The following is a 26,321-nucleotide window of genomic DNA, read 5'->3' on the forward strand; positions in this document are numbered from 1 at the left end:
CGTCAGTCGGGCCGCGCATGTTCAGGCGTATTCGTCGTGGCGACTTCGCCCGGCTCCGTACGGATGGCCGGTCTGCGCGCGTACGAGACAATAATTGCCGCGCAGGCGACCAGCCAGAAGATCGGTGCCAGGCCCACCGTCGTAAGAACGAGCGGTGCGCTGAGGCCATTGCTCCCCGGGACTTGCACCAGACCCATGATCGGCTCTCGCGACGAGTGACCGGGCAGGGGGATTTGGGCGATAGAGACTGCCGCGGCGAGCGTCACACAAATCCCAACTGCACGACGCCGAACGTCGAGACTCGCCAGCCGGTCGAAAATCCCGGATCCTGGCGGCCCATCCGGATCCCTTACCACAAGCGCCGCTATCGGCAGGGCGAACACCAGGTAGTAGCGGAAGCTCACCGGGGCGAACAGAGAGGCGGTCGCTAGCAGCACGATGCCGACCATGACAGGGGGAATTTTCCGTCCGAGGACGACCACGGAAAGGACGACGAGAAGCAGGATCGCATGTCCGATTAGCGATCGTGGGGCCGTGAGGAAACCCTCCGGTACCGTCCCGCCGCCGTTCGCAGCGGCGATTGCATCGGGAATCGTCAGGACCCCCTTCCCGAAGGACACGTTGTAGCCCCCGACAAGGGCTCCAGACGAACCAGGGCTAAACGTGCTGCGGAATGATTGGACAATCGTTTCTGGAAAATCCCGCGGCCACAGCAGATACGCAGCGAGGTTGCTTAGCAGGCCGACAAGAACAGCTGTGACGGAAAGCCGCCATTGCCGGGCCGCTGGCAACACGAACCCCAGGACTAGGAACTGTGGCTTAACCAGCGCGGCGACGACCACCGTGACTGTGACGAGGCCCCAACGCTGTCGGCGCAGTGCCACCAGGAACGCAAGCGCGGCCGGCACCACGAACCCCACCGAATTGCCCCGATCGATCACCGCCCAGACTGGGATGGCCGCGGCGCCGAGAGCGACGAAGACTACCACCCGCTCCAGACCACGCGCCCCCCGAGCTGCCCAGACCGCGGGCGTAAAGACCGCTAGCACCGTTACCAGTAGGTAGCCGAACAGCCCCACCAGCGGCGCCCTCAGCCACGCGCCGATCAGCCCGAAGATCATATGCGGCACCATCGCGGCCGGCGGATACGGGTTGAGGGCCGTATTGATGCCCTTCAAATTGAACACCGGGTAGGGGTCCCACGCGTTGGGCCGCAACCCCATACCCACCGTGAGTGTGTAATCACTGAAGCAGTGCCGGCCTACTCTGATGCCCAAATCCAACCAGCAGTCGTACGGGAGGGTGAGGAGCGACGACAGCACGTCGACCCCGAAGTACTGGGCGAGAATAAAGCCCGTCGCTGCCGAAATCGCTGACGCCAGCAGCACCGTACCGAGCAGAATCGTGCGTTCGGATAGGCCGGCTAGAGCTGATAGCCGCCCCGGGGCCGCCGCGATTGGGCTGCGCACCACCTCAACGGCTCGGTTCACTTGCATTCTGCAGCTCCTGCGACACGAAAGTGGGAGTCTCGCTGCCCCCCGGCTCAACCGCCCGGAAGTGTAACCCGATACCCGCGCTATCAACCCGATATCGACGAATCTTGGGCACTGGCGCCCGGGTGAGTTGTACGAACGTTGCCACGCTGACAGATTCGTGAGGCTAGTGTCAGCGGCACGTGAATTCTGACCCCGGCGCGGCAAGGTGGTTTCTAGGGATGGTTCGCAACACTTCTCTAAGTTCTGGAGCTTGTGTTGTCATCTCCGCGTCGCGTGAAGTGTCCAACTTTTCGGGACCACTTCACTGCTCCGCCAATACTTCTCTAAAGGCACCAACCTCAGCACCCACACACCCGAGCACTTACGCGCCGTCGAACACGAGATCAACAACCGGCCCCGCAACACCCTCCAAGACCGCAGTCCCCGCCCAACTATTCACCGCGCTGCTCACCTCACCAAACCATCAACTGTTGCGACGTTGACTAGAAGCCACCTTGCCGCGCAGTGGTCAGTATTCAGTTGCCGTCGAAATTCTTTGCCGTTCAAGGCCAGGTCTCAGGGCGAAACGCTACGCACATAGACGGTGCACCCGTCGCAACCACCAACCGTGACGGGTCGAAACTGTTGGCGAACCTCCTCGGCAAGTATTGGATAGAAGTTCGAAAGCGTAGATTCATCAGGAAGGCGGGCGCAGGCGGAGCATGCGCTGGATGTTTCAACTACGCATCTCGCTTGATCGATCCCGGATCGGATCACCGCCTCTCCCTTCGCTTTATTCGCAGCACTCATGGTCAGGTTGAGAACTTCGGGGTAAGGGATGGTGCCGCGCCAGTCTTGGGCGACATAGAGTTCGTTCCTCCAGCCCCAAACCATCGCAGGGGATCCGGGCGGGCATAAGCGGGCCAACTCAGGATTGCGCTTAACCGAGCTCTTCGCGAAGGCAACCGTGGCGGCGCGCGGCGTCAACAGCCGCCAGCGATGAGATACACATCCGTCCGCGATTGTCAGCGCACCAGCGAAAACTAGCACTCCCGCGACCAGAGCGGGTGTCAACGGCCGCGGTAGCAGCTGTACACCGTCCTTGAGAGGCAAAGTGAAAGCTAGTCCGAAAGCTCCAAATGCGATTATAAAATAGTGGCCAAAACTGCTAGGCCCCCCGAGTACAGAAACAAACCCTCCGGCCACAAGGACTCCGCGAGCCACATTGACTCGTTGATCGCTGTGCCAGCACAACCAGCCCAATATCGCCGTCAATACGATTAAGTAATACATTGGCCCCTGTAGCGCACCGATGATGTTGCCGATTCGCTGCACCGGCGAGTGGCTGCCGGTATAAGAAGTTAGGAAGGACACGATCTGTTGGACGACAGTCCAATTAGTCGTGGGCGATACGGCCATGATCACTAGGATCGTTAACGCCGGCAGCGCAGAGCCAATGAGCCACCAGCTAGCCGAAGTTACAACGCGCCTGAAACTCGGGCGGAGCACTATCAGCTGCGCCACGACCCATGCCAGGGCCATGGGTCCCACCTGATACTTCGAGCCCACCGCAACGCCGGCCAGTGCACCGACAACTAGAAATAACCAGGGCCGCGCGCGCAGTTGATGAAGCGGTATGAGCGCTGACGCAACTACGAGCAGAGTTGGTAGATATTCCGTACTCAACGCACTGAAATCGGTGGCACCGCCTACGGGAAACGTCATCGCAATGGGAAACCACCACACAACGGTCGTGACTTGCGCGGCTCTGGGTCCGATGGCCCTCGAAGTAACGACAAATAGTACGGAAGCCGTCAATCCTACAAAGACTGCCGATAATAAGTGGGCGAACGTGAGGGTGAGTGGTGCGCCGAGTGCACCAAGCCCTGCAAGAAGGAGTATCCAGCAGGGGCCGATCCCCGTCGCCCAGGTGCTGTATGGGACCGGCGAGTGGACTGCGGCTCGCGCTTGAGCCATGAGTTCGGCCTCGTCAGGGTTAAGCACGTCCCACTCGGCGATTGCCTGGCCGCGCAACATAGCGGTCGCAAGCACGAGGCCAGCAGTAACACAGACGTAGAAAACGGCGGGACGCACCGTCGCCTCGCTGATGCTCAGCTTCTCTCCCCTCCTGATTGCGGCTGCGCGCCTGGCATAAGCTAAGCGCCGTGCTGACTGTGAGCGTCGTAATACCTGTCTATCGCGCAGCGCTGACAATACGGGATCTGCATCGCCAGCTGTCGTTGGCTATGGAACAGATCACGCCGTCGTTCGAGATCATCTTCGTTGAAGATTGCGGCGGCGACGATTCGTGGTCGATAATCAGCGAGCTCGCTGCGGCCGACAAGCGCGTAAGCGGCATCCGTATGAGTCGGAACTATGGGCAACATAACGCATTGCTCTGCGGCATCCGCGCCGCGCGTTACGAAGTCGTCGTCACGATGGACGACGACCTGCAGCACCCGGTGAGTGAGATTGCACCGCTGCTTGCAGCGCTGAGGCCTGAGGTCGATGTCGTATACGGTGCGCCCCAGCAAGAGCATCATGGCTTCTTGCGCGACGCTGCCTCGCGATTCACAAAATTGGCGCTGGCCAGTGCCATGGGAGCAGAGACTGCGCGGTCAGTGAGCGCCTTCCGCGCTTTCCGCACTCGGTTGCGCGAGGGTTTTCGCGATTACCGCAGTCCAAACGTCTCCATCGACGTGTTGCTGACCTGGTCAACATCTAGGTTTGCTGTCGTAAAAGTTCGACACGAGCCGCGTTCGGTTGGAACCAGCGGCTACTCGGTCGCTCGCCTTCTCAGCCACGCCATCAATCTCATGACAGGCTTCAGTACGCTGCCTCTCCAGATCTCTAGCATAATCGGATTCGCATTTGTTTTACTTGGATTTTCCATTCTCGCGTTCGTGGGAGCCAACTATTTGATCAATGGAAGCGCCGTACCGGGATTCGCTTTTCTAGCTTCGATGATAGCTGTCTTCTCCGGCGCGCAGCTCTTTGCTCTCGGCGTGATTGGCGAGTATCTCGCCCGTATGCATTTCCGCACGATGGATCGGCCAACCTACGTAGTCTGTGAAACGGTTGACTGAACTAGAACTGTAGAGTCACCACGCAGCCTTGTTCGGCGACGATTTGACGGATGACTACTGCATAGCATGCTGCAGCAAAATGCAAAAACTTCACAACGCTCGATATTTCAGTCGAGATTGAATTGCGAGCGGCTACATACGTGTTGCATTTTGCCTGTACAGCTCTCTTGATATAGACGGTCTTGAGAAATGCGGCAACGTGCGCATCCAGCCCGACCACATTAACCACTGAAATCGCAATAGAAGGACGCGGCAACAATCCGGCTCGACCGAGGAGTGATGTGCGGCAGGTCCTCTTGGCGCCACTCCGCGTACGAAAACCGGCTGGACACGGTGCCGGCAACCGCCCCAGGGTGCGGTACGGCCGTGAAACGCCACGCCCTGAAAGCGAGTGAGCTGGCCGCTCGCTGCGACGCGGCACGGCACGGCACGACCAGGCGTGATCAGAAGGTTACATCGCTTGCTGTAATCATGTGCGTCAAAGCTATACGTGGTGCTTGACGTGCTACGAACTCCTCGGCGCCTGGTCAACGACCGCTTTCGTGATTTTGCCTGCCATCATTACCGATTGGCCAGCGCCGCAAGCCCAGAGCGCGCGCTGCGACACGCTGCGCCAGCCGCTGTTTCATTATGTCGACGGCGTTCCTTGGTCTCGCGATTTTCGTCGACTTCTGCTCGAAATGCGCCCGATTGGGATGTGTGACCAAGTAAGCTCTCCTGCGAGCACTGCCGTCAGTAGTTTGCATGCGAGTCGGAAGGCAGCCAAGAACGGCTGCCCCGGGAAGGCACCATCGTGCGGGCTGAAACAATGTACTGCGAGCGATTAGCATGGGATTCTAAGTTTTTCGGAAAAGAGATTGCCCGGTTGAGAACCGACAAACTAACTTCCCACATTTGGGACGCGGCAAATCTGTGGTGTGATACCAACAACATAGATTGCCTATATTTTCTCGCGAAAGCCGACGATGCTTTAAGCATACGCTGCGCCGAGGATCACAACTTCAACATGGTTGACGTCCGCACAACGTTCTCCCGGCGCCTTTCGCAAAACGAAGATATCATTCACATTCCTGATGACGCAGATATCCGGCCAGCCAAGTCATCGGATCTCGGGCCGTTGAAAAAAATTACTCGCGAAAGCTACCGCGATTCACGATTTTATTTCGATGACAGATTCCAGCGTGATAAATGCGACCGTTTGTACGAAATGTGGCTGGAAAAGAGCTACGCTGACAGCACAAGTAAGGTGCTGGTGGTCAATTGGCAGGGCGACCCTGTTGGATATGTTACGTGCGACAGATTTGACGAAACTACGGGGCAGATCGGACTAATCACATCTGCTGTCGAAGGTATCGGACTCGGGAGCGCTCTGGTCGGTTCAGCACTCACCTGGTTCCGGCGCCAACACTTTGAGCATGTCCAAGTAGTAACCCAGGCTCGCAACGTCCGAGCACAAGTCCTCTACCAACAACGTGGATTTGTTACCAAATCTGTGGAGTTGTGGTATCACCGGTGGTTCAGGCAGCAAGGTTACCAGAATGATAGTGGCTAATGGCTGATCAGGCCGCCCCAAAAACGCGCCGGGCTAACAAAGTTCACGCCCAGCTCATTCGCTATATTTTTGTTGGAATCAGCCTGAACGGTGCCCTCTACGGCGCTTACTTATTGCTGTCGTGGCGGATAATGAGTAGCGAGGCCGCGATGACTATTACCTTCACCGCTGGGGTAATTCTTAGTTATATTGCTAATCGCGTCGTCACTTTTCGTCATCGCGGCGACCAGATCGTCGCGTTGCGACGATTCTTGAGCTGCTATGCCGTACTCTATATTTTCAACTACTCAGCACTTTGGGGACTGCCGCAGGGCCTAGGCGTTCCACATCAGATCGTGCAAGGAGGGGTCGTTCTTGTTTTTCCCCTGCTCGCTTTCACAATTCAGCGGTACTGGGTATTTCAAGCAACTGGTGATAAATCGGCACTTAACACGTCAGGTGATTTTCGTTGAGCATCAGAATTCCTTTTAACAGACCTTCAATCGTCGGCTCAGAACTTATCTATGTCGGGCAGGCCGTTGCGCATGGACACGCAAGTGGAGATGGACCGTTTACCAAACGAGCACAAGCCATGCTGGAGCAACAATTTGGCGCCCACCGCGTTCTCCTAACTACCTCATGCACTTCTGCTCTGGAGCTAGCAGCCCTCTTATGCGACCTACGACCTGGCGACGAGGTTATTGTCCCTTCGTACACCTTCGTCTCTACGGCTAACGCGTTCGTGTTACGCGGAGCGACGCCTATTTTTGTCGACATCAGGCCCGATACGCTCAACATTGATGAGCGGTTAATAGAAAAGGCCGTTACACCGCGGACGCGTGCGATATTCCCGGTACACTACGCGGGTGTAGCGTGCGATATGGACACTATCATGGACATTGCCAAGCGCCATGGGCTGCTTGTTGTAGAAGATGCGGCACAAGGGGTGTTTGCCCGTTTCCGGAATAAGTGGCTAGGAACCATTGGTCATATGGGATGCTATAGCTTTCACGAAACAAAGAACTTTTCGTGCGGCGAAGGCGGTGCGATCGTTATCAACGACCCGAATCTTGCGGATCGTGCTGAAATACTCCGTGAAAAAGGTACAAATCGTAGCCAATTTATTCGCGGGCAGACTGACAAGTACACATGGGTGGACATTGGCTCGTCATATGTTCTCTCCGATATGCTCGCTGCGTACTTAGTGGGCCAGCTAGAGAATATGGAGAGAATTACCGCCCGCCGTCAGGAGATTTTTGATCTTTATTACACTCTGTTGACCCCACTAGTCGCGCAGGGACTGATCCAGCTTGCGAAAATTCCGCAAGGATGTGACCCCAATTACCACATGTTCTACCTTTTGACGGCGGACATCGAGGAACGTAGTGAACTAATTTCTCATTTGCGAGCATGTGGCATCCTTGCGGTCTTCCACTATGTACCCTTACACTCGTCGCCATTCGTGAAATCCCTCAATATGCCCAGTCTTCATTTGCCCATAACGGATAATATAAGTAGTCGGTTGGTTCGCTTGCCTATGCACTTCGCCCTAAGCGATTCGGAAGTGGAAGATGTCGCCAGTGCAGTGTCCGATTTCTACAGTGCACGTAGTGGGGCCGTATCCAGCGGAAACCTGTTACACCTTTCACCTGTTGGCAGATCCGCGCCTCAGTCCATCTGAGCCCCTGTAGGCCGAACCCTCACCACCGACAATGTGTCGTCCGCCCGGCGCAATATTCCGTCTTGTCGGGGTGCGTCGCCCAACTGCCCAACCGAGCTTTACGCAACTATTACTGTCTGGGCCGACTCCCGCCGAGTTGAAACTTCCGGCGGCAAGTTTCTAAACTCGACAAAAGGAGATTGGCGTTTAACCTAGACATAGACCATCGCGCGCCGGCCCAACATTGCGGGGGCCGTGCCAGCTGTAGCGGACTCGAGGAGTAATTTTGACGTCAGAGCGGGAACGCGGTTTGTACGCAGCTTTGAGGCGTCCAGGCCTTTACGAAAAAGCTCAGCAGTGGATGGGGGCAGATAAACTCCGCCGCGAGTTTGCCAGTCGATTCGTTCGCGCGCGTCCTGGGGAACGCGTACTGGACATTGGTTGCGGCCCGGCAGATCTACGAGCACACCTACCCGAGGTCGACTACATCGGCTGGGAGCCTAACGCCGCGTACGTCGAGAGGGCACGTCAAACCTACGGCGACCGTGGCGTGTTCAATGCTGGTTACTTTGGGCCGCAGGAGGCGCGGTCACTTGCTCCGGTAGATATTGCAATCATTTCCGGCGTGCTTCATCACATGGATGATGCCCACGCAAGAGACTTGTTCCTTCTGTTGCGTGAGGTCGTGAAGCCCAGCGGGCGCGTTCTGACTGTCGATCCGGTTTTAGCAGAGCACCAAAACCCACTAGCACGATTACTTATAAAGTGCGATCGCGGCCGCCATGTGCGCTCACCAAAGGGTTATCGAGCGCTGGCATCGCAAGCATTCGAACGGATAGACGGAGCGGTCATAGCACAATTGTTTCCGCCCTATACTCGGTTCTTCATGACTATCAACTAATCAATCTCTTCACTCGCAAGATATTGCTTTCGGCTGACAACTTCTTGGGGTTAACATGCAGCATAACTCAAGGAACTTTATGCCGCAAGATCCCACATTTGGTCTCGAAACGATGCGCGCAGCACATAAGATGCCAGAACGTCGCCTTGCTACGTTGGAGATTATCCGTAGACATTCGGTTGCATTTATGAATTGCCCGCCAAGGTATGCGCTCGATAGAGGTGCACATGAAAATCATGGTACTCCGGCATCTCGTCGGTGTTGACCACCTGGTCAAACTGAACATTAACTTGGTAATGTTCGCGATAAAAAATTTGGAGGTGCTTGATCCATCTCGACTCCATTAAAAAATAGACATCAGAACGGCTGATTACAGCTGTCGAGTATTGTTGTAACCCATGCCTTATCAACACGCTGTCAAAGATCGGCGAGTGCGTAATGTAACCATACGGCACGATATCAAATGGTACCTCGTCTGCCGATGGATAAAAGAATAGAGTCTGCTCGAGCACAGAATCGGTGGGCAACGGAATCAGTACGGGCCGCTGCCCCATCGGAATATTGGTTCGGATTGGAGCAAATATCTGATGGCTGATGTTGCTTATATCTCTGTTCCGTACGCACGCCAACCGGATGCTGTCCGCCAGCGAGTACAAGTTGACTAGATAACTTGCAATCCATCCAACTGCACCAATCCCCAGAGCAACCCGAATATAATTCGGTGGCAACTTGCGTGCACTTTGTGCGGCAGCTCTAGAACGGGCATCTTGATCAGTGGTGTGCCATCGCCGGGTGCTGGCCACCCAGTAAAGGCAGGCAGTTTGCAAGAATACAGGAAAATTGTAGGCGACTCGGTCAGGCAACCGAGCAGTCACGAGGAGGTAGTAATCGAAGGCCATGAAAATCAAAAAGTAGCAACCTATGATGATAGCGATGCGCCGCCGAGAACCGGTTAACCAGTAAATGCACAAGATGGAATTTAATAGGGCTAGAATCAAAGCAAATCCGGAATCGCCTGAAAGTACTTTGGAAGCAAACTCTCCCAGAGATGGCATTGCTGTCATACCCTCTGATTGTTCCAGCGCCTTTAGCTCATTGAGGAGTCGTCGCATTTTAGACGTCCCAGCATATATATCTGCATCAGGATAGTAGAACTCCGAAAACATCCAGCCGTCATTATCCGTCCAGCCCACTACATGGTCCGCCTTTGGGATGAAAATGGCTAAAGGTGTCACATGGATTTCGCCACGCATCTTGTTATAACTGATGTATTCCGCCCATGCTGAATCCCGGGTATACGCCAAGTCGTCAACTTCGTGCAAGACTAGAAAGGAAGCCACACCAATTAGGACAACTGCCGTGGCACGTCTCCATACCTTTAACCCCAGGCGTTCTAGTACAAACGGTCCGGCGACTAAACATAATAACAAGACTGCGTCTTCGCGGATCATAAAAGCGACGCTGAGAAAAAGAAGCCCAGCGAGTATCTCAGGCCAATTCGGCGTACGTGCTGGCATTAATCCATCCACAACGAGTAACAAACCCGCTAGTCCGGCCAAGAAGGCCGAGGTCGTAAATTGAAGATGTAGCAAGATACGCAGCTCGACAACCAGGAAGAACACCACATAAAGCATTATGCTTTGCCAGCATATTCGGCGTGAAACCGTAAGGAATGCAAGCACCGTGAGCGCCGCGTAATGCACCGTCAAGAGATAGAGAAAATACCAGTTAATCCCAGCCCACAAGCTATACAGAGCCTTCAGTATGCATCCAAGCAAAACGTTCGTGAAAATCAAATGTTCATCCGGATGTCCTGTGTAGAACCCCGAGGCTATTGACTGCGACATCAAGTCGTCGTTTGTTTCGTACATCGGTGTTGCAATCTTGAAAGCAACAGCGAATAACAATGTGTTAAGTGTAACCGCCCAGGCAAATGCTCGGACGCTGTTTTGTCGCGCGGCCAATAGATCTTGAGGTCTTGACAGCCGTGGAGAGATATCAGCGTTCAGCTTCATTCACACTCGCCGTACGTGCTGCGTTGTTGTACACGGTACCTAGCATCAGGTCACGCTCGGCTGCACTGGCGATCGCTGTCCACCAACTAGCGACGCCCGAGCCCACACCGCGCAGGACGTCGGTGGGTCGCTTCACCAATTCTCCCAGCCCTCTCTGCTATGCCGACCCGAGAGCCACGAGCCCCCCAACTTCGCCCCGCAGTCTAACCCGATGAGGCTGCTTCTGACCGGACATCAAATGATTCGGTACGAGGCCATCGGCTCGGACAACAAGCAGACCGGTGTGTTGAATGAAATGAACACAACCCCTTGCTGGCACGCGAACGCGATCGCCTGTCTATATTCGACGCAATCAGCACGGCGGCGCAGACATCACAACGGATTCAAGCGCGACTTGCGCTTGCCGCGGCCAAGACCTGCCGCGCGGACTGGGCGATCTCGCGGATGCACTGAGGAGTTACGTCGCTGTCGACTACACGTCAGCGCCCCACTGATAGGTTCTAGGGGCAGGTGCAGCCTCGGTATTTTTGGTCTGGCGACGCTCGCCCTACTATCTGCGTTGCCCCGCTGGCACTAGGAGTTATCATCTCAAATTCGGATACCGAACGGCTAACACATGGTGAAGTCGGGCGCCATACAAATCTAGCCGCAGCAGCCGGCTCCCTCACAAGCTGCGCGGCGGCGGGAATCCAATAGCTGTGCACTTTCTGATCTCCGGCCATACCGGGTTCAAAGGACCCTGGCTTGTCCTTCTACTGCTCAGCCGTGGGCATCGGGTGTCCGGTCTAGCTCTTGACCCTCCCGGGGGCGGCCTCTTTGACCGCGCCACGCTATCCGAGCAGTTACTCGCCGATCACCGCGTCGATATTCGCGACGCCGAAGCCACGGCCTCGGTAATCAAGGCGTTGGCTCCTGACGTGGTCGTCCACATGGCCGCGCAGTCGCTGGTCCGGGAGTCCTATCGCAATCCGCGCTTCACCTATGAAACCAACGCCATGGGCACTATGAACGTGCTGGACGCGGTAGGCGCCACCCCGTCGGTGCGCGCGCAGGTCGTGATCACCACGGACAAGGTGTATCGCAACGTCGACCAGGAAGCCGGTTACGTCGAAACCGACCCGCTCGGTGGCGCTGATCCCTACAGCGCCTCAAAAGCGATGGCCGACCTGCTGACGCAGTCCTGGATCCGTAGCTTTCCCTGTTGCCCCACGGCTATCGCCCGCGGCGGCAACGTAATTGGTGGTGGCGACGTCAGTCATGAGCGCCTCTTTCCAGATCTGGTGCGCGCTTACGCGACCGACCAAGCACCGCTGCTGAGGTTTCCGAAAGCAGTTCGACCATGGCAGCACGTGCTCGACTGCCTCAACGGTTATCTCACCATCGCCGACGCGCTGCTCGCGGGCTCAGGCACGGGCCAGTGGAACATCGGGCCCGGAAGAGACAGCTTCGTTGAGGTGGGCGAGGTAGCGAGCCTCGCGGCGCAGCTATGGGGAGGCGGCGCGCGTTGGGAACGCCAGCCCGGCGAGCACCCTCACGAGGCGAATCTGTTGGCCCTGGACGCCACTAAAGCCCAGACCGAACTCGGCTGGCATAACCGACTCGGGTTCCGCGACGCCGTTGCGTGGACCATCGATTGGGAACGCCGCGTACACGACGGCGCTGATCCTCTCGCGGTGACTCAGGAGCAAATCGCCGCGTTCGAAGACCTCAATTGACCCACTGGCCCGCGTAAGGTCCCTACGGTGAGCAACCACACTTACCGCGTGATCGAAATCGTCGGCACTTCACCAGACGGAGTCGACGCAGCAATTCAGAGTGGCCTGACACGCGCAAGCCAGACCATGCGCAACCTGGACTGGTTCGAGGTGGAGTCCGTTCGTGGCCACCTGGTGGAAGGCGCCGTCGCGCACTATCAGGTGACCATGAAAGTCGGTTTCCGCCTTGACGATTCATCGTCGTAAGAGCGCAGAGTCATTAAAGTTACCGCGCTCGGCACCAGATCTGTCCCGGATCGCCAAAGCGTCTCAATCGGGCGACGCGGGCGCACGCCATGTCCGTGCGCCTCCCTTATTGTGAATTAATTCATCACAGTCTTACCGCGATAACCGCGGAGTGATGAATTTCAAGTGTCAATTTTAGCGACTATGCTCAGTAAAGTAGCGACGGCAGGAGCACGCCAAGGGGCGAACCAGGTTGCCTATCCTCCTGCGGCGATTTATCCTTAACGCCATGGCTTTTCAGCCCGGTCGCTACAGGTGAATCCGGACGCTTTCAATAATGAATTTGAAGTGATTGATACCAACAAAATTATCTGCCAAGCTATTCATTCTACTTTGTACGGATGTTCGTACAGCGTTTGGTGGATGACTAGATTTCGGATACGTGAGTGTTGTCGTACGTAAACGCCGCTCCGGAGGTGATAGCCGAAGCGTCGGCGAACCTCGCAAGGATCGGTGGCGCTGCGGGCGGCCAACACCGCGGCTTCAGTTCCTACGACGCAGCTGGTGTCCGCGGCCGGCGACGAGATATCGATAGCCATCGAAAAATTCTTGACCAGCACGCCGCGGACTACCACGCCGTGTGTGAACAAGTCGCGTTCGTCCACGAGCGTTTCGTGCAGACCCCGCGCCGCGGAGCCGCCATTTACGCCGCGGCCGAAGCCACCAACACCCCATGCAGGCTGTTGATACCGAATTGCTTGGCGCCCTCAACGCCCCCGCCCAGCTGTTGACCGGCCGCCCATTTATCGGTGACGGAGCTAACGGAGCGCCCGGCGGCGGCACCGGCGGTGACGGTGGCTGGCTTTACGGAAACGGTGGCAATGGCGGTGGCGGCTCTCCCGGCGGACCTGGTGGTGCCGGCGGATCAGCCGGACTGTTCGGCAACGGCGGCAACGGCGGAAGCGGTGGGGCGTCCGTCACAGCGAGCGGGACCGGCGGCAATGGCGGCAGTGGCGGTAACGGAGGCTGGTTGTCCGGCAACGGAGGCGCCGGGGGCAGTGGCAGAACAGGAAGTACCGGTACTACGGGGCATACCGGAATCAACGGCGGCACCGGAGGTTGAGGTACCGGCGGGGCGGGTGGCATCGCTCACGGACTCTTCAGCACGCGTGGCCACGGTGGTGACGGCGGCGATGGTGGTGCCGGAGGCCGTGGCGGCTACGGTGCCGCTGCCACCGGCGTTGACGGCGGAGATGCCGGTTCTGGTGGCACCGGCGGAAAGGCAGGCCGCGGCGGAGCCGGTGGCACGGGAGGTTTCCTGGGTACAAATGGAGCTGCAGGTCGTAGTGGCACGGGCGGTGTCGGCGGCGATGGCGGCAACGGCGGTGCGGGGGCAGACGGCGGCCTGGGTAAGGACGGCTTCAGCGGCGGCGACGGCGGCAATGGCGGCGCTGGCGGAATCAGCGACGGCGGAACCGGTGGTGACGGCGGCCGGGGAGGCGCGGGTGGCGACCACGCTGGCACCGATACCGGCACAGGCGGCACGAGCGTTCCTGCAGGCGGTGCCGGCGGTAGGGGGTGACGGCGGCAGTGCTGGTGCAGAGGCCACCAACGGCCCCGGCGGCACCGGCGGCACCGGCGGAGACTGCGCCACCGGCAAGACCGGCGCCAACGACCCCACCAAACCCCAAGACGGCAACCAAGGCGGCGGCGACGGCGGCCAAGGCGGCACCGGCGGAAACGGAATCAACAACACCGGCGGCGGCGCCGGCGGAAAGGGTGGCGGCGGCGGTGATGGCGGCATCGGCGCCGACAGCAACAACCAAACCTTCGCTACGCCTGGCGGCCAAGGCGGGCACGCAGGCAACGGCGGGGCCGGTGGTACGCCGGGTGCAGGCAGCGACCAGGGCGGAGCCGGTGGGAAAGGCGGCAACGGTGGGGGCGGTGGCAACGGTGGCTCCGTTCAGTTAGTAGTAGACCAAGGCTTGAGCCTCAGCTATGCCGGCGGCGGAGGGGGCGGCGGCGCAGGAGGCACAGGCGGCGTCGCAGGCAGCGCCTCGGCCCTCGGCGGCGACGGCGGCAACGGCGGCGGTGGAGGACAAGTCACGATTGCCGAGACCTTCGTTTCTGCCAACGGAGGCTTCGGCGGCGGAGGAGGAGCCGGCGGCAGGGCTGGGGATGGGGGCGATGGCGGAATGGCGTTCGCCGGCAACCCCGCGACCAACGGTTCGGGCGGGGCTGGTCAGTTCGGCGGTACCGGCGGCGGCGGTGCAGGCGGCAGCGCGAGCTACACCGCTGCCAATAACGGCGTAAATGGAGCAAACGGCGACATTGGTGGCGGAGGCGGCACCGGCCCTGGCGTGCAAAGCGGCGGCGGCGGCGGCCGAGTTCACGGCCGCGGTGGCACGGATGGCTACTCCGCTGACGGTGTTCCCGGCGCCGGGGGGAGTCCGCGTAACGGGTGACACCCGGCCCGAGTCGGCACAGCATTCAGGATGGTCTGCTCGAGGTGGAGTCCGTTCGTGGCCACCAAAGTGGAAGGCGCCGTAGCGCACTATCAGGTGACCATGAAAGTTGGCCTGCACCTTGATGATTCGTCGTCGTTGGGCACGAACCGCTAGCGCGCGGCGGCTTGCATCTCCCGTTCGCCTGCGGCGCGATTCGACCATCCACGGAGTAGACGCGACGTGAGCGACATCGAGGGCTTCTCGACGAGAATCCAGCTCAGCGCAGCGACCGACAGGGTCACGATCGCGGCAATTGCCGCAAACACCTGGGCGAGCTTCATCAACTCTTTATCTGTCGTGCTTCGGGCGAAGCGCTCCTACCCGATCTTGCCTTATCCGCGCAGCTTGCTCTGCTGGAATCACGAACTGGGCTCGGCAAGTTGACGTAGTGGCAGGCCGGCGCAGCTCAGTACCGCCTAGCCAGTCAGCGCGCCAGGTTCCATGTATGGCGCACCCAGCCCGTGCACCGGACGGTACCCACGCTTGCGTGCTTTGCCCGCCGCCTTGCGGATCATCTTGTACAGCGCGACGAATGCGGCGTGGTCGCTGGCCACGAACGGCGTCAGCAACCTGTTGTGTACGACCGCAAAAGCCACCCCGGTCTCCGGGTCGTTCCAGCCAACCGAACCACCCAGGCCAACGTGGCCGAACCCGGGCATGATGTTGCCGATCGGCAGACTGTGATAGCCCAGGTGAAAGGCCATCGGGACGAAAAGGTTCCGGTCGCGCTGTACGACCTTTTCCCCTGTCAGCCCGGCGACCAGCCGCCGAGACAGGAAACGCGTGCCGTCGACCTCTCCCCCGTTGGCGATCGCGCCGTACATCCGCGCCAGCGCCCGGGCCGTCACGACCCCGTTGGCCGCGGGGATCTCGGCGTCCAGCATCGCCATGTTGCCCTGCACCGCCGCGATGACGCCCGGGAAGTACATCGAGCGATACCCGCCGGAGATCTGGTTGGCGATCCGCTGCACAACGCAGGTCAGGATCGGGTTGGCCGCGATGTCCTGCGGCATGATGATCTCGGCCGCCCGAGTGGGCGATCCGGCGGGTGGACGCCCCAAATGGAATCCGTCGGTGCCCAGCGGTTCGGCCAGTTCTTCCCGGAACAGCACCCGCATGTCCTTGCCGGTGACCGCCCGGGCCAGTCCCGACATCAGCCAACCGAACGTCAGCGCGTGATACGCCGGTTTACCCAGCAGCCGTCCCGGCGACGCCGCGGCCAGCCGCTCCTCCATCAGGACGTGGTCCAGCAGCTCTTCCTGCCTGGCTCCGCGTAGACCTGACAGGCCCGCGGTATGCTTCATGACCTCGCGCACCGTCATCTTGGCTTTACCGTTGGCGCCGAAGGCATGCCAGTACTCGGCGACCGGCGCGTCGTAGTCGATCAACCCCCGATCAGCCAATCGGTGAATGACCGTGGCGGCCATACCTTTGGTCGCCGAGAACACCATCGGGGCGCTGTCCGCCGACCACGGCACCTCACCGGCGCGGTCGGCCCAGCCCTTCCAGACATCGACGACGGGCTGGCCGTCGAGATAGACCGCCAGCGCCCCGCCTCCGAAGCGGTGGCCGGGGAACATGGTGGAAAAAGCACGAACGACGCAACCGAATTGGGAGTCCGCGGCACCGAACACACCATGCCCTGCGTCGGGGGCACCGTGAGAAGGAACAGCGCGGCGATCGACTCCGATGTCTACCGTCACGAGCTTGAATTTACTTCGCTTTCGTAGAGTCCATGGTCGAACCCGGACATGTTTACCTTTCCGTTAGGTGGTCGCGATCTCAAGTATTTGCTGGGCCGCTAGCGCGGGGGTCAGCTCCCCGTCGCGAACCTGACGTTCCACGTCCCGGCGGATCTTGCGCACCGCGGGATTCGACATCACCCGGTCCAGCACGGCGTCGCGAACCATCTGCCAGGTCCAGTCGACCTGCTGATCACGCCTGCGCGCTTCGAACTGCCCGGCTTCGGTCAACACTTCGCGGTGCTTTTCGATGGTTTCCCACAGCTCGGCCAACCCCGTGCCCTCAATCGCGCTCATCGTGAGAACCGGCGGCCGCCACAGTGATTCGCGAGGATGAATCAGCCTGATCGCCCCGGAGAGTTCACGGGCAGCCATCCGCGCCTCCTTGAGGTGCTCGCCGTCGGCCTTGTTCACCACCACAATGTCGGCGAGCTCCAGCACGCCCTTCTTGATGCCCTGCAACTGGTCCCCGGCGCGCGCCAGGGTGAGCAGGACGAAGGTGTCGACCATATTGGCCACCGCGACTTCGGACTGTCCGACGCCCACCGTTTCAATCAGGATCACGTCGTATCCGGCCGCCTCCAACAGCACGACCGTCTCGCGGGTGGCCTTTGCTACCCCGCCCAGCGTTCCCGATGTCGGGGACGGCCGGACGTAGGCGTCGGGATGCGTCGCCAGCCGCGCCATCCGGGTCTTGTCACCCAGAATTGAGCCACCGGTGCGCGTCGAGGACGGGTCGACGGCCAGCACGGCAACCTTATGGCCCTGCTCGATGAGATGCATGCCCAGCGCCTCGATAGTGGTGGACTTGCCCACCCCCGGCACCCCAGTGATCCCGACCCGGTGAGCGTTGCCGGCGTGCGGCAAAAGAGCCAGCAGTAGCTGTTGCGCTCGCTCGCGATGGTCGGCGCGGGTGGATTCCAGCATCGTGATGGCGCGCGGCAACGCCGCGCGGTCACCGCGGCGGATAGCCTGGGCCAGTTCTCCGACAGATGTCACCTAGAGGGTCCAATCCGCGGTCGCGGCGACACTAGAATCAGGCACACGACACGCCGAGCAGGGTGTCGGTGGTTTCAGTCTCGGCGAGACTTTCACCGCAGCCGCTAGGGGTTGTCGCAGCCGCTCCCGCGGCGAACATGCAAGCCGTGACATGCCGCACACTAATCCAGGTCATAGCCCAGCCGGTCGGCGAGCTTGTGCAGCAGGCCGATCGCGGAGTCAGCGATGACGGTCCCCGGCGGGTAGATCGCGGCGGCCCCGGCCTCATACAACTCATCGAAATCACCGGGCGGGATCACCCCGCCGACCACGATCATGATGTCCGGACGCCCCACCTCTGCCAAGGCATCGCGCAACGCCGGCACCAGCGTCAGGTGACCGGCAGCCAGCGAGGACACCCCGACGACGTGGACGTCGTTGTCGGCGGCCTGCTGGGCGACCTCTTCGGGGGTGGAGAACAACGACCCGACGTCAACGTCGAATCCGATGTCGGCGAACGCCGTCGCGATCACCTTCTGGCCGCGATCGTGGCCGTCCTGACCCATCTTGGCGATCAGGATCCGCGGCCGGCGACCATCGGCTTCCGCGAACTTCTCGACCAGTTCGGTTGCTTTGGCAATATTGGGGGCTGTTCCCACCTCGTCACGGTAAACCCCGGCGATCGTTCGGATCTCAGCCTGGTGGCGTCCGTAGACCTTCTCCAGCGCATCGGAGATCTCACCCACGGTCGCCTTGGCCCGGGCGGCATTGATCGCCAGAGCCATCAGGTTGTTACCCAAGCCGTCTGACCCGCGGGCGGGAGGTGCCCCCACACCGTCCGGGCCGCTCGCCGCAGCCGCGCGACTGAGCTCCGCCAGAGCGGACGCGACGGCCGCGGGGTCCCGATTCGCCCGCAGCTCTTGCAGTTTGGCCAACTGTTCGGCGCGCACCCGACTGTTTTCGACCTTGAGTACCTCGATCTCTTGGTCCTCGACCACCTGGTACTTGTTCACCCCGATAACGGGTTGCTGGCCGGAATCGATCCGGGCCTGGGTGCGTGCGGCGGCCTCCTCGATACGGAGCTTGGGAATGCCTTCGCTGATCGCCTGAGCCATGCCACCGTGCTCAGCGACCTCCTCGATGTGTGCGCGCGCTCGCACCGCCAGCTGGTGGGTGAGCCACTCCACGTAATACGAACCCGCCCAAGGGTCGATCGGCCGGGTGGTACCGGACTCCTGCTGCAGCACCAACTGGGTGTTGCGGGCGATGCGGGCGGAGAAGTCGGTGGGCAACGCCAAAGCTTCGTCCAACGCGTTGGTGTGCAACGACTGAGTGTGGCCCTGGGTGGCGGCCATCGCCTCGATACAGGTGCGGGCGACATTGTTGAACACGTCCTGCGCGGTCAGCGACCAGCCCGAAGTCTGCGAATGGGTACGCAGCGAAAGCGATTTCGAACTCTTGGGATCGAACTTGGCTACCAGCTCACTCCATAGCAGCCGGCCGGCCCGCAGCTTGGCGACCTCCATGAAGAAGTTCATCCCGATGCCCCAGAAGAACGACAGGCGCGGCGCGAACTTGTCGATGTCTAGGCCCGCGTCCAGACCCGCCTTGATGTACTCGACGCCGTCGGCCAGGGTGTAAGCCAGCTCCAAATCAGCTGTCGCACCAGCCTCTTGGATGTGGTAACCGGAAATCGAGATCGAGTTGAACTTCGGCATCTTCGCGCTCGTGTAGGCGAAGATGTCGGAGATGATGCGCATCGAGGGCTTGGGCGGATAGATGTAGGTGTTGCGGACCATGAACTCTTTGAGGATGTCGTTCTGAATGGTGCCGGCCAGTTTCTCCGGCGGCACCCCCTGTTCCTCGGCAGCCACCACGTACAGCGCCAGGATGGGTAGCACCGCCCCGTTCATCGTCATCGATACCGATACCGATGACAGGTCGATGCCGTCGAACAGCTGACGCATGTCGAGGATGGAATCGATTGCCACACCGGCCATTCCGACATCACCCTGCACGCGGGGGTGGTCGGAGTCATAGCCGCGGTGGGTGGCCAGGTCGAACGCCACCGACAGGCCTTTCTGACCGGCGGCCAGGTTGCGGCGGTAGAACGCGTTGGATTCGGCGGCCGTGGAGAAGCCGGCGTATTGGCGAATGGTCCAGGGCTGGTTGACGTACATCGTCGGGTAGGGCCCACGCAGGAACGGCGGCTCGCCCGGGAAGCTGTGAAGCGGGTAGCCGTCTCCCTCTGCCGCTGCGCGGTCTTCGGCGATGTACACCGGCTTGACGTCGATGCCCTCCGGTGTCTGCCACTGCAACTGTTCCGGCGTGTACCAATTCGCCTTCGCCGCAGCGGCAATGTGCTCGTCGACCGCCGCCGCCGTGGGCCTTGGTACCGCCTTTTCGCTGTCCAGTGCAACGTCGGCGAAGCTGCCGATTTGCGAGGCCGCTGTCGCCGGAGCCGCCTGTGCGGCGACATGATGCATCGTCATCGTTATGCCCCCAGCCTGGTGAGCAGAACCGAAAGCGCTTCGACTGCATTGATTTTCGCGGTCAAGAACTCATCCGGCCGATGTTCGGCAGCGCCGACGGCCTGTTCCGGCCCGGCCAGGTACACCCGCTCGATACCGGCGTCGCGCGCGGCGCGAACCACGCCGGATACCTCGTCGAGATAACGCTTGTCGGTGCCGCAGATCACCGCCACCGTCGGTGACCCCGCGTCGGTGACGGCCTGCCGCACGCCGGCGGCCTCGACGGTGCCGGGATTGATGGCCTCAATACCACCGGTTGCCAGCAGGTTTGCAGCGAAGGTGGTGCGGATGTTGTGTTCGGCCAATGGGCCCAGGGGTAGCAGCAGCACCTGCGGCCGCCTCTCGTGCATGGCCAGGTAGACGTCCGAGCGATCCCGCAGCGCCTCGAATTCGGCGGCGTAGCGTCGCACCTGTCCCGCGCGGCCCAGCGAATCACCCTGCGGCAGCGGCGTTTCGCCGAGGTTAGGGAATTCGTTGACGCCGGTGATCGCGATGCGGCGATGCGCAATGTCGTCGGCGCGTCTGGCGGCGAGCGATCTGATCTCCCCCATCACGTAGTCATGGGCGGCGATGAACCCACTACGTGCCTCGATGGACTGAAAGTGTTGCCAGGCCCGCTCGGCCAGCTCCCGCGTCAGGTCTTCGACAAACCACGACCCGCCGGCCGGGTCGAGCACCCGACCGACGTGCGACTCCTCCAGCAGCAGCAACTGCGTGTTGCGCGCGATCCGGCGCGCGAAGCTCGTGGCCGTGCCCGGCCAGCCGCCCGGGATCGAGACGTCGAACGCGTACACCAATACCGTGTCAGCCCCGCCGACCCCGGCGCCGAAGGCCGCCAACGTGCAGCGCAGCATGTTCACCCAGGGGTCGCGCTGCGTCATCATCGGCAGCGACGTCTCAGCGTGGACCATGGTTGCACCGCCATCCGGATCGCCGGCAACCTCGGCGACGCGCGCCCACAACTGGCGCGCCGCACGCATCTTGGCCAGCGTCATGAACTGGTCGTCATCGGCGGCGAGCCGGAAGCTGATCTGCCGCAGCGCCTGCTGGACCGGCAACCCGGCTTCGGTGAGCACCCGCAAATAATCGACCGCCGCAGCGATCGTTGCGCCGAGCTCCCAGGCAGCGGTCGCGCCCAGGTTGTGAAAGGCAGGTCCGTCGACGGTGATAGACCGCACGCCGTGCCGGTCGGTCGCCAGTTTCGCAACCGCGATGACGTCCTGCATCGCCGGAGCGGTGCGCTCGCTCAGAGTTGCCGTCAGCGGGTCGGCGCCCAGGTCGACCGACACAGTCGCACGCTGGGCCGTGTCGACCTGGTCAACCAGCGTCAGCATCGCGTCGGCAGCGGCCGCATAATCGGCTCCCGCGTCGACGATGACCGGCGCCATGCTCAGGTACACGCCCTCGAGCAGGGCCGCAAGCTCATCGGCAGCCACGCCGGACTCCCCCACCCGCAACACGAGGCCGCTGACTCCCTCGCCGAGCGCGGTCAGCAGCGCGGCGTTGCCCTCACTGGCCGACAGGCCGGGCGCGGGAAACGCCTCGACGACCTTCCAGCCCGTTTTAACGTCGCGCGCCGCGTCGGCGCCGCGCACAAAGGGCCATTGTCCGGGCAACGGCGGCTCAGGCAGCTCGTCGAACGCGGTATAGAGCGGGCGGATGACGAACCCGTCATAGGTCGGGGTGTCCAGCCGCTGCTCCGGATGGGCGCCGAGCTCGGCGGGATCAACTCGGGCACTCTTGGACAACACACCGGCAACCGCACTGCGCCAGCGCCCGCGAACCTGTTCTAGGTCGGCGAGTTCGGGTACGTCAATGGACACCGATTTGCTCCTGTTTCCGCAGCAATTGCCAGTCTTGCTTCGGCTCACTTCCGGGCTGTCGCTTAGCTAACAAGGCTAATTGATCAGCACCGGAATCCAGGAATCCAGGTGCCGCCGCGCGGAACGCCACCGCGGCGAAACGCCAGCCCGGGGCAACTCCATATTCACCTTCGCCCCGTACCCTTGGAGCCGTGACGACCGCCGCGATCTGCAAAACCACCGATACGGTGCGTGGCATGGCCTTGTCTCTGGTCTCGGCCGCGCGTCAGGCATCGCTACCCAGGTTGCTCGCAAGCGTGGTGGGAATCACAGTGCTCGTGGCGGTGGCGTTGTTGGTTCCGCTGCCCACAGCCGTGGAAATGCGGGATTGGGCGCAGTCGCTGGGGCCGTGGTTCCCGCTGGCGTTCTGGCTCGTGCACGCCGTCGTGACAGTGCCGCCGTTTCCGCGCACTGCGTTCACGCTGGCGGCCGGATTGCTGTTCGGACCGGTGATCGGAGTGGCCATCGCGGTCACCGCCAGCACCGCGAGCGCCGTGCTGGCGGCCCTGTTGATCCGCGCGACCGGTTGGCGGCTCAACCGCTTGGTCCGCAATCGGACCATCGTCCGCCTAGACCAGCGGCTGAGCGAGCGGGGTGGGCTGGCCATCTTGTCGCTGCGGTTCATCCCCGTCGTGCCGTTCTCGACGATCAACTACGCCGCCGGCGCTTCGGCGGTGCGCATCATGCCGTACATGTGGGCGACGGTGGTCGGTCTGCTGCCCGGCACCGCGGCGGTGGTGATCCTGGGCAACGCGTTTGCCGGCGACGGCAACCCATTGTTGGTGCTGGTCTCGGCGAGCACCGCCGCACTGGGGTTGTGTGGCCTGGCCTATGAGATCCGGCATTACCGCCGCCACCACCGGCACACCGCCGAGCCTATCGCTGCTGAGCCGGTCTCCGAGCCCGCCGCTACGCCCTGATCCTTCGCCGTGGAGCTTGCTCATCTGGCGTCAGCGCGCACGATCATGCTCGCGGCCGGAGCGGTGCTGTGCCTGGGTGTGGCGGCCTGGCCACTGGTGGCATCCCAGCGCGCTGGGGCCTATAGCTGGCGACTGTCGCTGGTCGCGCTGCTGAGCGCGGCCTCGTTCGTGGTGACGATGTTCCTGCCCGGCCCGCGAAAGGCGCCGCTGCAACCATTGGTAACCCTGCCGGCGGCGAGCGCGATCGGGCCTGGGACAGCAATTGCCGTCGCCTACGCCGACGGCAGCGGCGGGATGGCATGTACCGCAGGCTTTCTGGTGCGCACCGCGGGCGGCCAGAACGGGGTGCTCACCGCCGGACACTGCAACAGGCCGGGCGAAGGCAGCAAGGTGAGCATGAACGCCGGCTCGGTCCCCTACCAGACGGTGGGGACGTTCACCCAGACCGTCAGCGAAGGAACACGTGGTGAAGCCCACGACATCGGGCTGGTGATGCTCGATTCCGACAAAGTTCCGCGGACGGCGTCGATCACCGGGCCGATGCCGGTCAGCGGCGTCGCCGGCGACCTGCGACTCGGCGAGCAGCTGTGCAAGTACGGCATGCGGACCGGCCGGATGGAATGCGGACAGATCACCGACGTCACCGAGAGCAAAGTTGCGTTTCTGGCAGCCAGCCAATGCGGCGATTCCGGTGGCCCTGTCTACCTCATCCGCCCCGACGGCGCGGCCGCTGTCGGGATACACATACGCGGCGGGCGCCCCAATGACCCCAACCCGAGCTGCTCCACGCCCGCGACGTTCTCGGTGGCCGAGCTGATACGGCCTTGGCTGGACCAGTGGGGGCTGAGCGTGGTGACCGGCTGACGGCGCCCGGCCCGAGCTGAGGAATTTTCCGATCGGGACGTCTTTGCGGATATGCACGCAACAAGTCGGCGGCGGCCCGGTTGACCCGGCTCGCCGTCGCACCCGGCCTCAGCGGACCAGCAGACTCAGACGAAATTTCGCGCCTCCGTCATGCACCAGGCACACCAGATCACCACCGTGCGCTCGGGCCAGCGCGCGGGCGATCGGCAGGCCCAGCCCGGCGCCGCCGTGATCGCGGGCGCGCCCCGCGTCCAGGCGCACCAACCGCTCGAAGATGCGGAAGCGCTCGTCGTCGGCAATACCCGGACCGGTGTCGGTGACCGTCACCTTCGCCGCCGCGGAGTCGCTGCTCACATCGATCGTCACCGTCCCGTCGGCCGGTGTGTGCCGGCGGGCGTTGTCCAGCAGATTGGACAGAATCTGCGCAACCCGCGTCGGATCCGCCTGGACCGTCAGCTGGTCCAGTCCGGTGCGCACGATCGACAACTGCGGCGCCAGCATGGCGGCCCGGTGTGCCTCCGCGTCAACGATGGCGGCCAGGTCGGTGTCTTGGACGTCCAGCGCCAGCCCCGCGTCAATGCGGCTCAGATCCAGCATGTCGGTCACCAGCCGGCCCGCGCGGCGGGCATCGGATTGCAACAGGCTGGCCCGACGGTACTGGGCGCTCGACTCCGAATCGCTCTCGTGGGCGGCGAGCTGTTCAGCGGCCGCTTGCATCCCCGCAATCGGCGTGCGTAATTCGTGAGCGGCGTCCACCAGGAACTGCCGGGTCGCGGCCTCCGCGCGCTGCGCGGCAGCCGCCGCCTGTTGTGCCCGTAGTTCGGAGTCCTCCAGCGCGTCCAGCATAGAGTCGAAAGCGCTTGCCGCGCGCCCTAATTCGGTGTCTGTGCGGGATGGGCGCAGGCGCCGGCCCCGGTCACCCGTGGCGATGTCCCTGGCCAGAGTGGTCAACCGGTCCAGCGGCCGCAGCGCCGTCTTGCTCACGGCGATCAGCAACAGCGCTGCCACCACGAGCGTCACCAGACCCGCACCGATCATCAGTTGCCGGAGTTGCCGAGTCACTTGGGTGGTTTGGGTCGTGTCCGCAACCAGAATCAGCCGGGCACCGTCGGGCAGCGGGTGCACCACTACGGTCGCGCTGCCGTCGGGGGGCGGACCGGGCGGGGGCGGAGGCAACGGTGGGGGCCCAGTCGGTGGACCAGAAGGCGGGATCGGCATCGGCCCGGGCGGGTGACCGGGCGGCGGCGGAAAACCGGGAGGCGGAACCACGGACCCCGCTTTGATGTCGGGGCTGATGCCGGGATCGCCGTAAGTGGCGCCATCGGCCAGCACCACCAACGCGCGCACGGTGCCGCCGTTCAGCTCAGCGGCCAGCAGATCGGGCGGGGTGTTGGCTGCGACCAGAGCGTCGGCCCGGGACGTGGCGGCCAATAGCCGGTCGTGCAGACTGCGGCGCGCCTGCATTCCCAGGCTCACGTCGATCGTCACCCCGAGCACCGCCAGCAGGACCGCCAGCAATGCCAGCACCAGCAGCAACACCCGGCGCTGCAGGGACGGGGTGGGGGTGCCCGGTTCGCTCGTCATGAGCGGTGCGGCTGCAATCGGTACCCGATTCCGCGCACCGTCTGCACGATGCGCGGGCCGTGCGCCTCGAGTTTGCGCCGCAGGCTGCTGACGTGCACCTGTACTAAATTGGCGTCGTACGCGTCGTAACCCCACACGGCCCTGAGGATCTGGTTGGCGCTGACAATCCGGCCGCGCTGTTCGAGCAGGAACTCCAGCAACCGCAGTTCGGTGGCGGTCAGGTCCAACTGGTGGCCGTCGCGCGCCGCGACCCCGGCGTCTACGTCCAGGATCACGTCGCCGAACTGAACTACCGTGGGCAGCCGTCCCCGCCGCCGCAGCACAGCGCCCACTCGTGACACGAGTTCGGCGAGTTCGAACGGCTTGACGACGTAGTCGTCGGCGCCGCCGTCGAGGCCGCGCAACCGGTCCGGCAATGCGTCTCGCGCGGTGATTAACACGATCCCGACATCGCCGTACTCCCGGACCACGTCGATGAGCTCGAATCCGTCCCGGCCCGGCAACATGACGTCGAGCACCACCAGGTCAGGCCGCAAGCCGGCCAACGCCTGCTCCAATCCCTCACCATCGCAACGGGTGTCGGTGTGGTAGCCGACATCAGCCAACGCCTCGCTGACCATCTCGCGGATGGTTTCGGAGTCTTCGACCACCAGCACACGCGGCGTGCCAACACTGAACTGGTCCGTCGCCGAACGACTGTCCGTCATGCCCCCATTCTTAATCTC

Annotated in this window: 20 protein-coding genes and 2 pseudogenes; 14 read left to right on the top strand and 8 right to left on the bottom strand. The window is 61.9% G+C overall.

All coding sequences use genetic code 11. The features are described from left to right. Nucleotides 1-2 precede the first annotated feature (2 nt). Nucleotides 3-1,496, bottom strand: coding sequence for a glycosyltransferase family 87 protein (locus tag AC5Y7D_RS06415; RefSeq protein ID WP_499922482.1), 1,494 nt, complete (start codon nt 1,494-1,496; stop codon nt 3-5). 2,144 nt (nt 1,497-3,640) lie between these two features. Here AC5Y7D_RS06415 and AC5Y7D_RS06420 point away from each other — a divergent pair. The 5 genes from AC5Y7D_RS06420 (at nt 3,641) to AC5Y7D_RS06440 (ending at nt 8,653) form a co-directional block, all read left to right on the top strand. Next, nucleotides 3,641-4,561: a glycosyltransferase family 2 protein gene (locus AC5Y7D_RS06420; RefSeq protein ID WP_499922483.1), complete on the top strand. Its 921-nt coding sequence runs from the start codon at nt 3,641-3,643 to the stop codon at nt 4,559-4,561. 793 nt (nt 4,562-5,354) lie between these two features. Next, complete coding sequence (locus AC5Y7D_RS06425; protein WP_499922484.1) at nt 5,355-6,113, top strand: GNAT family N-acetyltransferase; 759 nt, start codon at nt 5,355-5,357, stop codon at nt 6,111-6,113. Next, nucleotides 6,113-6,565 carry a GtrA family protein gene (locus AC5Y7D_RS06430; RefSeq protein WP_499922485.1) on the top strand — a complete coding sequence of 151 codons (453 nt, stop codon included), beginning with the start codon at nt 6,113-6,115 and terminating at the stop codon, nt 6,563-6,565. The genes AC5Y7D_RS06425 and AC5Y7D_RS06430 overlap by 1 nt, the downstream gene beginning before the upstream one ends. Beyond that, the gene (gene rffA / locus AC5Y7D_RS06435; RefSeq protein ID WP_499922486.1) at nt 6,562-7,773 is read left to right on the top strand and encodes a dTDP-4-amino-4,6-dideoxygalactose transaminase; all 1,212 of its coding nucleotides are present in this window, start codon (nt 6,562-6,564) and stop codon (nt 7,771-7,773) included. Before AC5Y7D_RS06430 ends, rffA begins: the two co-directional genes overlap by 4 nt. A 265-nt stretch (nt 7,774-8,038) precedes the next feature. Next, on the top strand, nt 8,039-8,653 hold the full coding sequence (locus AC5Y7D_RS06440; RefSeq protein WP_499922487.1) for a class I SAM-dependent methyltransferase: 615 nt from the start codon (nt 8,039-8,041) through the stop codon (nt 8,651-8,653). Nucleotides 8,654-8,838: 185 nt separating this feature from the next. Here AC5Y7D_RS06440 and AC5Y7D_RS06445 read toward each other — a convergent pair whose 3' ends face one another. Then, nucleotides 8,839-10,668 carry a hypothetical protein gene (locus AC5Y7D_RS06445; RefSeq protein WP_499922488.1) on the bottom strand — a complete coding sequence of 610 codons (1,830 nt, stop codon included), beginning with the start codon at nt 10,666-10,668 and terminating at the stop codon, nt 8,839-8,841. Nucleotides 10,669-11,366: 698 nt separating this feature from the next. Here AC5Y7D_RS06445 and rfbG point away from each other — a divergent pair. The 7 genes and pseudogenes from rfbG to AC5Y7D_RS06480 all read left to right on the top strand — a co-directional run bounded on the left by rfbG (nt 11,367) and on the right by AC5Y7D_RS06480 (nt 15,499). Continuing rightward, nucleotides 11,367-12,383, top strand: a complete 1,017-nt coding sequence (gene rfbG / locus AC5Y7D_RS06450) for a CDP-glucose 4,6-dehydratase (RefSeq protein ID WP_499922489.1) — start codon at nt 11,367-11,369, stop codon at nt 12,381-12,383. 27 nt (nt 12,384-12,410) lie between these two features. Next, on the top strand, nt 12,411-12,629 hold the full coding sequence (locus tag AC5Y7D_RS06455) for a dodecin (RefSeq protein ID WP_499922490.1): 219 nt from the start codon (nt 12,411-12,413) through the stop codon (nt 12,627-12,629). A gap of 543 nt (nt 12,630-13,172) precedes the next feature. After that, nucleotides 13,173-13,399, top strand: a pseudogene (locus AC5Y7D_RS06460) (PE family protein). After that, nucleotides 13,342-13,731, top strand: a complete 390-nt coding sequence (locus AC5Y7D_RS06465; RefSeq protein ID WP_499922491.1) for a hypothetical protein — start codon at nt 13,342-13,344, stop codon at nt 13,729-13,731. The pseudogene AC5Y7D_RS06460 and the gene AC5Y7D_RS06465 overlap by 58 nt, the downstream one beginning before the upstream one ends. A gap of 16 nt (nt 13,732-13,747) precedes the next feature. After that, entirely contained in the window at nt 13,748-15,073 is a 1,326-nt protein-coding gene (locus tag AC5Y7D_RS06470; protein ID WP_499922492.1) for a hypothetical protein, read from the top strand. Between the two features lie 41 nt (nt 15,074-15,114). After that, nucleotides 15,115-15,229: pseudogene (locus tag AC5Y7D_RS06475) on the top strand (dodecin domain-containing protein); the annotation flags it as partial. 66 nt (nt 15,230-15,295) lie between these two features. Then, nucleotides 15,296-15,499 (top strand): hypothetical protein, encoded by a 204-nt coding sequence (locus AC5Y7D_RS06480; protein WP_499922493.1) that lies wholly within the window; start codon nt 15,296-15,298, stop codon nt 15,497-15,499. 32 nt (nt 15,500-15,531) lie between these two features. Here AC5Y7D_RS06480 and lipL read toward each other — a convergent pair whose 3' ends face one another. The 4 genes from lipL to mutA all read right to left on the bottom strand — a co-directional run bounded on the left by lipL (nt 15,532) and on the right by mutA (nt 22,189). Then, nucleotides 15,532-16,818: an esterase/beta-lactamase LipL gene (lipL, locus tag AC5Y7D_RS06485; RefSeq protein WP_499922494.1), complete on the bottom strand. Its 1,287-nt coding sequence runs from the start codon at nt 16,816-16,818 to the stop codon at nt 15,532-15,534. 63 nt (nt 16,819-16,881) lie between these two features. Beyond that, entirely contained in the window at nt 16,882-17,856 is a 975-nt protein-coding gene (meaB, locus tag AC5Y7D_RS06490) for a methylmalonyl Co-A mutase-associated GTPase MeaB (protein ID WP_499922495.1), read from the bottom strand. 161 nt (nt 17,857-18,017) lie between these two features. Further along, nucleotides 18,018-20,321 (bottom strand): methylmalonyl-CoA mutase, encoded by a 2,304-nt coding sequence (gene scpA, locus AC5Y7D_RS06495; RefSeq protein ID WP_499922675.1) that lies wholly within the window; start codon nt 20,319-20,321, stop codon nt 18,018-18,020. Between the two features lie 8 nt (nt 20,322-20,329). Then, complete coding sequence (gene mutA / locus AC5Y7D_RS06500; protein ID WP_499922496.1) at nt 20,330-22,189, bottom strand: methylmalonyl-CoA mutase small subunit; 1,860 nt, start codon at nt 22,187-22,189, stop codon at nt 20,330-20,332. 191 nt (nt 22,190-22,380) lie between these two features. Between mutA and AC5Y7D_RS06505 the strand changes: the two genes are divergently transcribed. Both AC5Y7D_RS06505 and AC5Y7D_RS06510 read left to right on the top strand, forming a co-directional pair. Beyond that, nucleotides 22,381-23,148, top strand: a complete 768-nt coding sequence (locus AC5Y7D_RS06505; protein WP_499922497.1) for a TVP38/TMEM64 family protein — start codon at nt 22,381-22,383, stop codon at nt 23,146-23,148. Nucleotides 23,149-23,193: 45 nt separating this feature from the next. Continuing rightward, nucleotides 23,194-24,012: a S1 family peptidase gene (locus tag AC5Y7D_RS06510; protein WP_499922677.1), complete on the top strand. Its 819-nt coding sequence runs from the start codon at nt 23,194-23,196 to the stop codon at nt 24,010-24,012. A 108-nt stretch (nt 24,013-24,120) separates the two neighbouring features. Here the strand turns inward: AC5Y7D_RS06510 and AC5Y7D_RS06515 are convergent, their stop codons facing one another. Continuing rightward, complete coding sequence (locus AC5Y7D_RS06515) at nt 24,121-25,596, bottom strand: HAMP domain-containing sensor histidine kinase (protein WP_499922498.1); 1,476 nt, start codon at nt 25,594-25,596, stop codon at nt 24,121-24,123. Next, the gene (locus AC5Y7D_RS06520; protein WP_499922499.1) at nt 25,593-26,303 is read right to left on the bottom strand and encodes a response regulator transcription factor; all 711 of its coding nucleotides are present in this window, start codon (nt 26,301-26,303) and stop codon (nt 25,593-25,595) included. The genes AC5Y7D_RS06515 and AC5Y7D_RS06520 overlap by 4 nt, the downstream gene beginning before the upstream one ends. Between the last annotated feature and the right edge of the window lie 18 nt (nt 26,304-26,321).

It is taken from the genome of Mycobacterium sp. NGS49, assembly GCF_059812565.1.